This is a genomic window from Streptomyces sp. NPDC048516, from assembly GCF_043199875.1.
Lineage (GTDB): Bacteria > Actinomycetota > Actinomycetes > Streptomycetales > Streptomycetaceae > Streptomyces.
Map to the genome: position 1 here is coordinate 60,168 of NZ_JBICWS010000007.1, position 12,215 is coordinate 72,382.

The window sequence follows — 12,215 nt, forward strand, 5'->3', positions numbered from 1 at the left end:
GGGGCGGGGGAGCGAGCCCGCTGGACTGCCTGAACGGGGTTCAATGGGCCTTGCTCCAGCGAGCCCGACCGAGCTTCAGCAGTTACTCCGGCATTTCCTTTTCCGAATCCATTTCTCCTGCTGCTTTTCCGGCATTTCTTCCCGCTGTTTCTCCTTGCCCTCCGTGCGGTTCTTTCCCGCCGGGACTTCTCCGCTCGCCGAAGGCCGGGCTCTTTGCTTCCGCGCTGAGCCCGGCCTTTCGGTGCTTCGGGAGGCCCCTGCCCCGGGCCTGGTGACTATGCCCGCTGCCGGCCCGGCCGGAGAGCGGCCGCCACACGCCGTACCGAGGCCACCGGACGGCTGTCGCGGCACCGGAGCAGCCACGCGGTCCAGCGCGCTGACCAGGCCCAACGGAGACGGGCCGCCGAACGCGGGGCGAGCTGGGCGCGCAGCCGCAGACCACGGGTCGCGCCGTCCCGCAACCCGGCCCGCACCTGTCGCACCTCCGCGGCGAGTCCGGACACCGGCAGCGGTTGCGGTGAGTACAGGGTCTGCTCCACCGCCGCCGCAACGCGCCGGGCGGCCGCGGCGGGCTCCGGTTGCAGTTCTCCGAGACGGATGATCCGCGCGACCGCCTTACGCGGAGTCAGCGACTCGTCCGGCAGGATGCCGAAGTCCCAGGCGGTGTCCTGGAGCTCCCGCCAGGCGGCGAGGGTGCCCGCGGGGACGTCCCCGTCCGGGCCGGCTTCCGCCAGCCGTCCCGCCCGCGTCCGCAGCCGCCACAGCAGCGGGGCCGTGGCCAGCAGCAGGACGAGCAGTGCTGCCGGCGCGATACCGGCCGCCCAGAAGGACGAGCCGTCCTCCGGCGGGCGGGTGCCCCCGTTCTGAGCGGGCAACGTGAGGCACCCCCCACCGGATCCCGAGCCCGCACCGGATCCCGCGCCGGACCGCTGCTCGCCGGGGCCGCAGGACGGGTCCGCGGAGGGGCCTTCCGAGGGGGCCGCGGACCGGGAGGGTACCGGGTCCGGGCTGCCGGGGTCGGCCGCGCCAGGGGTGTCGGGGTACGCGTAGTCAGGGATACTGCCGCGGCTCGGGGTGGGCTCGAAGCGGGTCCAGCCGATGCCCTGGAAGTACAGCTCGGGCCAGGCATGTGCGTCCTTGAGACCCACCGAGGTCGTGCCGTCGGGCTGCTTGGTGCCCGGGGTGAAACCGACCGCGACCCGGGCCGGGATGCCCAGCGTCCGGGCCATCGCCGCCATCGAGAAGGAGAAGTGGACGCAGAAGCCCTCCTTCTGCCTCAGGAACCGCGCGATGGCCTCGGAACCGCTGCCCGCCCGGACGTCCGTGTTGTAGCTGAAGCCGCCGTTGAGCGCGAACCAGTCCTGCAGCTTGACGGCCTTGGCGTAGGTGGTCGGTGCGCCGCGGGTGACCCGGCGTGCGGTGGTGCGTACGACAGAGGGCAGCGAGTCCGGGACCTTGGTGTACTCGCGCAGCAGGCCGGCGGGCGGCGCCGGCGCGGCGGCCAGCTGCCCGGAGGTGGGCCGCACCTGCAGGCTCTCGACCTGGTACTGCAGGCCGTGGGTGTTCTGCCCGCGGTCCCCGACGAGCGTGCGTCCCTGGGGCTCGAAGCGCCAGCGCCCGGAGATGTCCACCTTGGATGCCGGATAGGGGAGCGGCAGCCAGTTCTGGGCGTACCACCCGGCGGTCGAGATGGAGGTGTTGATCCGGTTGAGGTCGACCGCGGAGCTGAGCCCGGGCGGACGCGGAAGCCGCTCGGGGACGTCCGTGACCGTGCGCTCGGACGGCTTCCAGGTCGTGCCGTCGAACTGGTCGAGGGCGACGATCCGCAGATACAGATCGCGGGTGTCGGAGGCGGTCGTGCGGTAGTTGAGGACTTCCTTGTCCTCGGGCTGGTTGAGGCTGTCCTGCAGTGACACCAGCGGGTTCACCGCGGAGATCGTGCCACCGCCGCCAGGTCCCGTGCCGTTGCCGGAGGTGCCCAGCAACCCGCCGCCGAGGGAGGGCAGCACGGCGGGCACCACCACGGCGAGCCCGAGCGCCATCGCGCCGATCCTGCGGCCCGTACGGACCGGGGCGGACGCCGGCGCGTCGGTGCCCGCCGCGAACCCCCGCCCGCTGCCCGGCCGGTCCGCTCCGGCGCCCGGCCCGCCGAACACCCGGCCCCACTGGGAGAGCCGGTCGCGGCCCTCGGCCAGCAGAAGCAGCAGATAGCCGGCCGCCGCGATCAGGAACAGCAGCCAGCCCGCGCCGCCCTGGGACAGTCCCGCCGCCACCGAATACAGCGCGAGCAGCGGCAGCCCGGCGGGCGCGGCGCTGCGGTAGGTGACCGCCAGCGCGTCCACCGCCAGGCCGATCACCAGCACGCCCAGGACCAGCAGTAACCGGATGCCGGGGGTGAGGGGTGCGGGGATGGCGTACCGGCCGACGTCGTGTACGCCGTCCTGCAGCAGCCGGCCGAATTCCGCCAGGGCGTCCGGGCCCGGCAGCAGTCCGAACACCGCCTCGTTCCTGGCGAACAGCAGGGTCATCAGCAGCACGGCGGCCAGGGCCTGGAGACCGATGGTCAGCGGTCCGGCGAGGGGCACCCGGCGGGCCGCCGCGCCCACTGCGCTCATGAGGGCCAGCAGGATCGCTGCCTCGACCATCCAGGTGAACGGATCCACCAGCGGCAGCATCGCGCCGGCGGCACACAGGGTGGCCACCGCCGCGCACACCGCCAGCCGCGCCCGGCCGCTCATGCCCGTGCCTCATTTCCCTCGGGACCCGGGCACCGCCCGTACCGTCCGCCGCCCGGGCCGCGCGGCCCGGGCCGCCCGGGCGCACCCGGCCACCCGCCGCAGCACAGCCGCCTTCCCCTCACCCGTCCGATCTCCATGCCCCCGTTCATGACCGGCCCCCGGCCACCGTCTCCGGCGCGCTCACGTGCGCCGGTCGCTGAGGCTCCGCCCCGGCACGGTCCGCGGCCGCACGCCACAGGTCGGCGAGCGCGTCGCCGGGAGCCACCGGCAGTGCCGTCCAGCCCGCCCGGCGCAGCAGCCGCACCCGCTCGGCGACCGGGACCTGGCCGGCGGAGAATCTGATCCCACCGGGGCCCCGCGTCCAGGCGTCGCCGTCCAGGACGAAGGCGACGGCCGCGCCGCAACGCTGCCGTATCCGTCCGGCGACCGCCGCCTGCTCCTCGTCCAGATCGCCGAAGAAGGCGATCAGCACGCCTTCGTCTCCGGCGCGCACGGCGTCGTACGCCGCCGACAGCCCCTCTGCCTCGGAGTGGTCCACGACCGCGAGGGTGTCCAGCAGCAGGCCCACGGTGTCGGCGGATTCGGCGCCGCCCGCGAAGCCGCCGGCGCCGTCGGGACCGGGCACCGAGGTGCCGGTGTCGGTCAGCAGCCGCACCGAGAAGCCGCGCTCCAGCAGGTGCACCGCGGCCGAAGCGGCGCCCGCCACCGCCCACTCGAAGGCCGAGTCGGGGCCCGCTCCCGGGTGGGCGGCGGCGCGGGTGTCGAGCAGGACCGTGCAGCGCGCCTTCTGCGGCTGCTCCTCCCTGCGGACCATCAGCTCGCCGTGGCGCGCGGTGGAGCGCCAGTGGACCCGGCGCAGGTCGTCGCCGTGCCGGTAGCCGCGCGGAATGAGGTCGTCCTCGCCGGCCAGCGCCAGGGAGCGCCGGTGCCCGTCGCCGTATCCGGCGGCCTCGCCGGCCAGCCGCACCGGAGGCAGGGGTTCGACCCGCGGCACCACCGTCAGGGTGTCGACGGTGCTGAACGAACGGGTCAGCTCGCACATCCCGAACGGATCGGAAAGCCGTAGTTGCAGCGGCCCCAGCGGATAGCGTCCGCGCAGGTCGGCGCGGACGCGGTAGGAGACCTCGCGGCGGCCGCCGGGCTCGACCCGGTCCAGGACGAAGCGCGGCCGGGGGCCGAGGACGTAGGGCACCCGGTCCTGGAGCATCAGCACGCCCGTCGGCAGCCGGGAGACGTTCTCCATCCGCAGCCGGACCCGGGACTCGGCGGTCGCGGGCACCCGGGCGGGGGAGAGCGTACGGCTGCCCGCGACCCGGTAGCGGGTGCGGTGCAGCACCAGGACGCACACCAGCGGGAGGACGGCGAGCAGCAGCCCGACCCGCAGCAGATCCGCCTGCCCCAGGAGGTAGGAGCACGCCACGGCTGCCAGCCCGGCCGCCAGGAACGATCTGCCCCGCGTCGTCAGCCCCCCGAGGGCCGCCCGCAGTCCGCGGTGCTCCGCCGTCCCCTCGCCGCCCCCCTCGGACATCACAACCCCCGTACGCCGGGAGGCTGCTGACCGGGTGTCCGCCACGCCTGCGCGGACGGGTCGGGGACCGGGACGCGCCGCAGGATCTCCAGCACGATCTGTTCGGCCGTCCGGCGGTTCAACTGGGCCTGGGCGGTGGGCAGCAGCCGGTGCGCGAGCACCGCCGCCGCCAGCGACTGGACGTCGTCCGGGAGGACGTACTCCCGCCCCAGGAGCGCGGCCGAGGCCTTGGCGGCGCGCAGCAGATGCAGGGTCGCCCGCGGTGAGGCACCGAGCCGCAACTCGGGATGGCTGCGGGTGGCCGCCACCAGGTCCACGGTGTACCTGCGCACCGTTTCGGCGACATGGACCCTGCGCACCGTCTCGATCAGCTTCAGGATCTCGTGGGCGTGCGCCACCGGCTGGAGTTCGTCGAGCGGTGAGGCACCGCCGTGCACATCCAGCATCTGCAGCTCGGCCGACGGGCTGGGGTAGCCGATGGACACCCGCGCCATGAAGCGGTCCCGCTGTGCCTCGGGGAGGGGGTAGGTGCCCTCCATCTCGACCGGGTTCTGGGTGGCGACCACCATGAACGGGCTGGGCAGCTCGTAGGTCTGCCCGTCCATCGTGACCTGGCGCTCCTCCATGGACTCCAGGAGCGCCGACTGGGTCTTGGGCGAGGCGCGGTTGATCTCGTCGCCGATCACGATCTGGGAGAAGATCGCGCCGGGCTTGAACTCGAAGTCCCGCTGCTGCTGGTCGAAGATGCTGACGCCGGTGATGTCGGAGGGCAGCAGGTCGGGCGTGAACTGGATGCGCCGCACCGAGCAGTCGATGGAGCGGGCGAGTGCCTTGGCGAGCATGGTCTTGCCGACGCCGGGCACATCCTCGATCAGCAGATGCCCCTCGGCCAGCAGCACCGTCAGCGCGAGCCGTACGACCTCCGGCTTGCCCTCGATGACGCTCTCCACCGACCGGTGAATACGCTGCGCGGTGGTGGTCAGATCTCCGCCCGGGCCCGGCTCCGCCCCCACTGCCGGCTCCGCTCGGGCGGGGGGACCCCCAAGGCTCGCTCGTTCGTCATACGTCGTCACTCGGCCCTCCTCGGCCCCGCACTACGGGCCGGTGCCACCTTGCGGACCGGCCCACCCCGAACGTGGCGTCGCACCCGGCCACCGCCGGGACGACGTCACCCCCGCATTCTTGCCGCCCGCGCGGCTTCGCGTCATGACCTGTGGATAACTCACAAGGATAGGCCCCGGCCTTCGTGACGAATGCGACTTTTCGTTCCCGTTCGCACGTCAGGGAGGCCGGGGCCGGGGTGCTTCAGCGCTGCGGATCGATCTCCCGCAGCAGTCCTGTGGTCACGTCGAAGACAAAGCCGCGGACATCGTCGGTGTGCGGGAGGAAGGGCGAGGTGCGCACCCGCTCCATGGACTGCCGTACGTCCTCGTCGAGGTCCTTGAAGGCCTCGACCGCCCAGGTGGGACGCTGTCCGACCTCGGCCGCCAGGTCGTGGCGGAAGTCCTCGGTCAGGCTGAGCAGACCGCAGCCGGTGTGGTGGATGAGGACGACCGAGCGGGTGCCCAGGGCACGCTGGCTGATGGTCAGGGACCGGATGATGTCGTCGGTGACCACACCTCCGGCGTTGCGGATGGTGTGGCAGTCGCCGAGTTCGAGGCCGAGTGCCTTGTGCAGGTCGAGCCGGGCGTCCATACAGGCCACGACGGCGACCTTCCGGACGGGCCGGGCATCCATCCCGGGGTCGGTGAAGGCCTCGGCGTAGCGCCGGTTCGCCTCGACGAGAGCGTCCGTGACGGTGCCGCCGGCACGGGTGCCGGCACTGTCGGCGGACGAGGGCAGCGGCTGCGATGCAGGTATGGGCATGGATTCACGGTAATCGCAGCCCGCCGCTTCGGCCGCACGAGAGGCCGGGCATAGGGGGCAACGTCACTCCATGTGAGGTAATCCACAGGGCCGTCCGTGTCGCCCCCGTCCGGGTGAGAAGCCCGCGGCAAAGGCGGCGCGAAAGCCGTCGCAGGACGCGCGGAACCGGTTGATTGACCGGGGCGACCGGTGGACTAAAGTGGCGCGAAGTGGGAGGCGTGACGCTCTCCTTGGATACCGGATTCCTCGCGTGCGCGCGTCGTACGTACGGCTCGGCCTCCTCCCGCTCCCATGGTCTTCCGACGTCACTTCCCCGTCGCCGGAGGGCCACTTCCCCTTCAGAGCGGGCGGGGACCAAGCGGTACGTGCGGCATCCCCCAGCCAGCGGCCGGGGCCCCACCTGCCGCCCAGCCCATCGGAAGGCACATGAGCGAGCGTAGCGAGCGATTCAGGAAGCGGTGCGCACACGGCGCCCGCAGGCGGGCCGAGCGCAGCGGGGCCGTCGCATGACCAACAGCACTCGCCACGTCCCCGTCATGCTCCAGCGGTGCCTGGACATGCTCGCCCCCGCCCTCGCCGAGCCCGGCGCTGTCGTCGTCGACTGCACGCTCGGCCTCGGTGGGCACAGCGAGGCGCTGCTCGCCACCTTCCCGGCGGCCCGGCTCATCGCCCTCGACCGGGACACCTCGGCCCTGAAGCTCGCGGGCGAACGGCTCGCCCCCTACGGAGAGCGCGCCACCCTGGTGCACGCCGTCTATGACGAGCTCCCCGAAGTCCTCGACCGTCTCGGCACCCCGCGCGTCCAGGGCGTCCTGTTCGACCTCGGCGTGTCCTCCATGCAGCTCGACGAGGCCGACCGCGGCTTCGCGTACGCGCAGGACGCCCCGCTGGACATGCGGATGGACCAGACGACCGGCATCAGCGCCGCGGATGTCCTCAACACCTATGCGCCCGGTGAGCTGGTCCGGATCCTGCGCTCCTACGGGGAGGAGAAGCAGGCCAAGCGGATCGTCGAGGCCGTCGTCCGGGAGCGTGCCAAGGAGCCGTTCACCACCAGCGCGCGGCTGGTCGAGCTGATCCGCAACGCGCTGCCGCAGGCCGCCAAGCGCACCGGCGGCAATCCCGCCAAGCGCACCTTCCAGGCACTGCGCATCGAGGTCAACGGTGAGCTGGCGAGTGTCGAGCGCGCCGTCCCGGCCGCCGTGAAGGCGCTCGCCGTCGGCGGCCGGATCGCCGTGCTCTCCTACCACTCGTTGGAGGACCGGCTGGTCAAGCAGGTCTTCGCGGCCGGAGCGGCCAATACGGCGCCCGCCGGGCTGCCGGTCGTCCCCGAGCGCTACCAGCCCCGGCTCAAGCTGCTGACCCGCGGCGCCGAACTCCCCACGGAGGAGGAGGTCGCCGAGAACCGCCGCGCCGCCCCCGCCCGGCTGCGCGGCGCGGAGCGTATCCGCGAGAACGTCGAGGACACCGCGTGAAAGACCAGGGGCGGCCGCGCGGCAGGCAAAAACGCCTGGCCGCGCTGTTCCCCTCCGGCGCCGGATCCGCCGGCACCGCGGCGCGCACGCCGTTCGTGGTCCTCATCGTCGTCCTGCTCGGCTCCGGCCTGATCACCCTGCTGCTGCTCAACTCCGCCCTCAACCAGGGGTCGTTCGAGCTCAGCAAGCTGGAGAAGAAGACCGACGAGCTGACGGACGAGCAGCAGGCGCTGCAGCAGGACGTGGACGCGTACTCGGCCCCCGGCGCGCTGGAGCGGCGGGCCCGCCGGCTGGGGATGGTGCCGGGCGGCAGCCCCGCGTTCCTGCTCCCGGACGGCACCATCCGCGGCAGGACGGGCCCGGCCACCTCGGACGGGGCACCGCTGAGCACCTCCGCCGAGCCGTCGGCGACGAGCGCGGCCGGCCACCGTGCCCCGTCCGCACACCGGGTCCCGCCCGCCCCGCTGCTCCCGCCGGTGCCGGCCCTTGCCGGCGGGCCGGTCCCGGACAGCGTCGTGCGGACACCCGGCGCCCCCCGTGACCCCGCCGCCCCGGTCGCCCGGGCCGCCCTGATCTCCTCCGTCCTGCGCGTCCCGTTCACCGGTACCGCCTCCACCGCCCCGGCACCGGCGCCCGCACCCGCACCCGCACCCGCACCCGCACCCGCGCCCGGCGCCCCGGCCGCCCTCTCCCCGACGACCTCCGGCAGGTGATCGCGGCATGACCGAGCCCAGGGACCCCCGCCGGGTGCCACGCCCCGCCCAGCGCGGCGGCCAGGCGGGCGGTCGCGGCGGCCAGGCCGGTGGCCGAGGCGGCCGCCCGCCCGCCGGACGCCCCGCGCCCCGGCCGGGTCCCCGGCCCCCCGCCCGCCGCCCCGTACGTCCCCGCTCCGGTGCCCCGGTGCTCCGCCTGGGCAACCCGCGCCCCCGGCTGCGGCTGGTCTCCCTCGCGCTGACGCTGGTGATGCTGGTCTTCGTCGTACGCCTCTTCCAGGTACAGGCCGTGGACGCCGGGGCGTTCGCCGCCAAGGCCAACGAGAACCGCTATGTGCCGGTCAAGCTGGCGGCCGAGCGCGGTGCGATCACCGACCGCAACGGCGTGGATCTCGCCACCACCGTCGACGCGTACGACATCACCGCCGACCCGAGCCTGCTGGCGCCTGCCAAGACCAAGATCCACGACGCTCCGCAGCGGGCCGCCGCGCTGCTCGCGCCGATCCTCGGCGAGGACAAGGCCACCCTCGCCACCAAGCTCGACCAGCCCAAGGCGCGCTACGTCCTGCTCGCCCGGCAGCGCTCCCCGCAGGTCTGGAAGCGGATCAAGGACCTGCGCGCCGGCCTCGACGCCAAGGCGGCCGCCGCGCCCAAGAGCGCACCCCGCCCCGACGTCCTGGTCGGGATCTTCGCCGACAAGCACAGCAAGCGCCTCTACCCGAACAAGGACCTCGCCTCCGGCGTCCTCGGCTTCGTCAACGGGGCCGGCAAGGGCGGCGGCGGCCTGGAGGCGCTGCTGAACAAGCAGCTGGCCGGCAAGGACGGCAAGCTCGTCTACGCCCAGTCCGGCGGCCGCCGGGTGCCCACCGCCGACACCCAGGAACACCCCGCCGTCCCCGGCAGCGACGTCGAGCTCACCCTCGACCGCGACATCCAGTGGGCCGCCCAGCAGGCCATCACCGAGCAGGTCGCCAAGTCGAACGCCGACCGCGGCTACGTCGTCGTCCAGGACACCCGCACCGGAGAGATCCTGGCGCTCGCCAACGCCCCCGGGTTCGACCCCAACGAGGTGTCGAAGGCCGATCCGGAGGCGCTGGGCAATGCCGCGCTGTCCGACGCCTTCGAGCCGGGGTCCACCAGCAAGCTGATGTCGATGGCCGCCGTCCTGGAGGAGGGCGTCGCCACGTCCTCCACCCGCGTCACCGTGCCCAACCGGCTGCACCGCGGCGACCGGCTGTTCGCGGACGACGTCGACCACGCCACCTGGCACCTGACGCTCAACGGCGTGCTCGCCAAGTCCAGCAACATCGGCACGATCCTCGCCGCCGGCCAGCTGGGCCGGACCCAGCCCCAGGCCAACCAGGTCCTCTACTCGTACCTGCGGAAGTTCGGTATCGGGAAGCCGACCGGGCTCGGCTTCCCCGGGGAGACCGACGGCATCCTGGCCAAGCCGCAGGACTGGAACACCTCGCAGCAGTTCACCATCCCGTTCGGCCAGGGACTGTCCCTCAACGCCGTGCAGGCCGCCTCCGTCTACTCCACGATCGCAGGCGGCGGCGAGCGCATCGCCCCCACCCTGGTCCGCGGCAGCACCGGACCCGACGGCCACTACGTACCGGCGCCCAAGCCCGGCAGGAACCGCGTGGTCAGCCCGAAGACCGCGCGCACCCTCGCCACCATGCTCGAATCGGTGGTCGACGACGAGGAGGGCACCGGAGCCAAGGCGAAGATCGACGGCTACCGCGTCGGCGGCAAAACCGGAACGTCCAACCGGGTGGACCCCAAAACCGGCCGCTACCACGGCTACACCGCGTCCTTCGCCGGCTTCGCACCCGCCGACAAGCCCCGCATCACGGTCTACTGCGCCGTGCAGAACCCCACCACGGGCAGCTATTTCGGCGGCCAGGTCTGTGGCCCGATCTACCAGCAGGTCATGGCCTTCGCGCTGAAAACCCTCCAGGTCCCGCCGACCGGCGCGGGGCCCCCGCGGCTGCCGGTCACCTTCACGCCAGGCCAATGAAATCGAGGCAATTCCGCCGTGACGACCATCACCCCCGACGGCACCCCCGACGGCACCCCCGTCGCGGGAAACTGCTCCTCCCCACGGCCCTCACTTCGCCCCGGGCCAGTGGTGCCCGGTACGCTCACCGCCGTGTCACACGCTGATCAGTCCCCGAAAGCCCAGCACGCCGAGAAGGGCGGGCCCGGCACCTATCCGGGAGCCCCGCGCCCTGAAACGGTCCGCCCCACCCCCCTGGCGGACCTGGCCGAGCAGCTGGGATGCCCCGCCCCGGATCCCGGCCACCCCGGTGCAGGCACCGGCTCCACCGGAGCGGCTGACGCCGCGCGGCCAGTGATGGTCACCGGCATCACCCATGACTCCCGGGCGGTCCGCCCCGGCGACGTCTACGCCGCGCTGCCCGGCGCCCGTCTGCACGGCGCCGACTTCGTCGCCCAGGCCGCCGACCTCGGCGCCGCGGCGATCCTGACCGACCCGACGGGCGCCGAGCGCGCCGTGGCGACCGGCCTGCCGGCCCTCGTCGTCGAGAACCCGCGCGCCCGGATGGGCTCCCTGGCCGTCTCGATCTACGGAGCGCCGGGCGAGGACCTCCTCCAGATCGGCATCACCGGCACCTCCGGCAAGACCACCACCGCCTACCTCATCGAGGGCGGGCTGCGGGCGGCCGCCGCGAAGCATGCCGACGGGGGACTCACCGGCCTGATCGGCACCGTCGAGACCCGTATCGGCGACGAGCGGATCAAGTCCGAGCGCACCACCCCCGAGGCCACCGACCTGCAGGCGCTGTTCGCCGTGATGCGCGAGCGCGGCGTCCGCGCCGTCGCCATGGAGGTCTCCAGCCACGCCCTGGTCCTCGGCCGGGTCGACGGCTGCGTCTTCGACGTCGCGATCTTCAACAACCTCAGCCCGGAGCACATGGAGTTCCACTCCGGGATGGAGGACTACTTCCAGGCCAAGGCCCAGCTCTTCACCAAGGCCCGCAGCCGGGCCGGCGTCGTCAACCTCGACGACGAGTACGGCAAGCGGCTGGCCGAGGGCGAGTCCGAGGTGCCGGTCACCACCTTCTCCGCCGAGGGCCACCCGGACGCGGACTGGCGGGCCTCGGACGTCGAGGTCGGCGCACTCGGCTCGACCTTCACCGTGCACGGGCCGGACGGCCGGACCCTGCGCGCCGCCTCCCCGATCGCCGGCCCGTTCAACGTCGCCAACGCGCTGGCCGCGATCGTCTCGCTGGTCGTCGCCGGCATCGACGCGCAGACCGCGGCCGACGGCGTCGCCGCGGTGCCCGGCGTCCCCGGCCGCCTGGAGCGCATCGACGCCGGACAGCCGTACCTGGCGGTCGTCGACTACGCCCACAAGACCGACGCCGTCGAATCGGTTCTGCGCGCGCTGCGCAAGGTCACCGACGGCAAGCTGCACGCGGTCCTCGGCTGCGGCGGCGACCGTGACCCGCACAAGCGCGGCCCGATGGGTGCCGCGGTGGCCCGGCTCGCCGACACGGCCATCCTGACCTCCGACAACCCGCGTGGCGAGGACCCGCTCTCCATCCTCGCCACCATGCTCGCGGGTGCCGCGGAGGTCCCCATCCACGAACGCGGCACGGTGCTGGTCGAGGAAGAGCGGGCCACCGCCATCGCCGCCGCCGTCGCCCGCGCCGAGTCCGGCGACACCGTGATCGTCGCGGGCAAGGGCCACGAGCAGGGCCAGGACATCGCCGGAGTGGTACGCCCCTTCGACGACCGTCAGGTGCTGCGCGATGCCATCGAGGACTCGCTGAAGTCACAGCAGTCGCAGCAGTCACCGCCCCCGAACCACCAGGGATGACACACCGCCATGCGCGCACAACCCCTTCACCGTCACCGCCCGCCCCTCGCC

General features: G+C 73.4%; 8 protein-coding genes. 4 read left to right on the top strand and 4 right to left on the bottom strand.

What is annotated here, in order from left to right:
- Positions 1-275 precede the first annotated feature (275 nt).
- The 4 genes from ACGFR7_RS16065 to ACGFR7_RS16080 form a co-directional block, all read right to left on the bottom strand.
- Positions 276-2,738 (bottom strand): transglutaminaseTgpA domain-containing protein, encoded by a 2,463-nt coding sequence (locus ACGFR7_RS16065; RefSeq protein WP_393318755.1) that lies wholly within the window; start codon positions 2,736-2,738, stop codon positions 276-278.
- Between the two features lie 145 nt (positions 2,739-2,883).
- A complete protein-coding gene (locus tag ACGFR7_RS16070) occupies positions 2,884-4,266 on the bottom strand; it encodes a DUF58 domain-containing protein (RefSeq protein ID WP_393318758.1) in 1,383 nt (460 codons plus the stop codon).
- Positions 4,266-5,339, bottom strand: coding sequence for an AAA family ATPase (locus tag ACGFR7_RS16075; protein ID WP_393318761.1), 1,074 nt, complete (start codon positions 5,337-5,339; stop codon positions 4,266-4,268). Before ACGFR7_RS16075 ends, ACGFR7_RS16070 begins: the two co-directional genes overlap by 1 nt.
- Positions 5,340-5,571: 232 nt before the next feature.
- Positions 5,572-6,132, bottom strand: a complete 561-nt coding sequence (locus tag ACGFR7_RS16080; protein WP_393318763.1) for a beta-class carbonic anhydrase — start codon at positions 6,130-6,132, stop codon at positions 5,572-5,574.
- A 506-nt stretch (positions 6,133-6,638) separates the two neighbouring features.
- Between ACGFR7_RS16080 and rsmH the strand changes: the two genes are divergently transcribed.
- Genes rsmH through ACGFR7_RS16100 form a run of 4 tightly spaced genes read left to right on the top strand, consistent with a single transcriptional unit; the run spans position 6,639 to position 12,164 of the window.
- Positions 6,639-7,607 (top strand): 16S rRNA (cytosine(1402)-N(4))-methyltransferase RsmH, encoded by a 969-nt coding sequence (rsmH, locus tag ACGFR7_RS16085; protein WP_393318766.1) that lies wholly within the window; start codon positions 6,639-6,641, stop codon positions 7,605-7,607.
- On the top strand, positions 7,604-8,320 hold the full coding sequence (locus tag ACGFR7_RS16090; RefSeq protein WP_393318769.1) for a septum formation initiator family protein: 717 nt from the start codon (positions 7,604-7,606) through the stop codon (positions 8,318-8,320). The genes rsmH and ACGFR7_RS16090 overlap by 4 nt, the downstream gene beginning before the upstream one ends.
- Positions 8,321-8,327: 7 nt before the next feature.
- Complete coding sequence (locus ACGFR7_RS16095; RefSeq protein ID WP_393318772.1) at positions 8,328-10,340, top strand: peptidoglycan D,D-transpeptidase FtsI family protein; 2,013 nt, start codon at positions 8,328-8,330, stop codon at positions 10,338-10,340.
- A gap of 18 nt (positions 10,341-10,358) precedes the next feature.
- Positions 10,359-12,164, top strand: a complete 1,806-nt coding sequence (locus tag ACGFR7_RS16100) for a UDP-N-acetylmuramoyl-L-alanyl-D-glutamate--2,6-diaminopimelate ligase (RefSeq protein ID WP_393318775.1) — start codon at positions 10,359-10,361, stop codon at positions 12,162-12,164.
- Positions 12,165-12,215 lie beyond the last annotated feature (51 nt).

Bases quoted from the DNA above. Each gene is read 5' to 3' on its own strand.
- rsmH (WP_393318766.1), top strand. From the start codon at position 6,639: ATGACCAACAGCACTCGCCACGTCCCCGTCATGCTCCAGCGGTGCCTG.
- ACGFR7_RS16080 (WP_393318763.1), bottom strand. From the start codon at position 6,132: ATGCCCATACCTGCATCGCAGCCGCTGCCCTCGTCCGCCGACAGTGCC.
- ACGFR7_RS16065 (WP_393318755.1), bottom strand. From the start codon at position 2,738: ATGAGCGGCCGGGCGCGGCTGGCGGTGTGCGCGGCGGTGGCCACCCTG.
- ACGFR7_RS16095 (WP_393318772.1), top strand. From the start codon at position 8,328: ATGACCGAGCCCAGGGACCCCCGCCGGGTGCCACGCCCCGCCCAGCGC.
- ACGFR7_RS16070 (WP_393318758.1), bottom strand. From the start codon at position 4,266: ATGTCCGAGGGGGGCGGCGAGGGGACGGCGGAGCACCGCGGACTGCGG.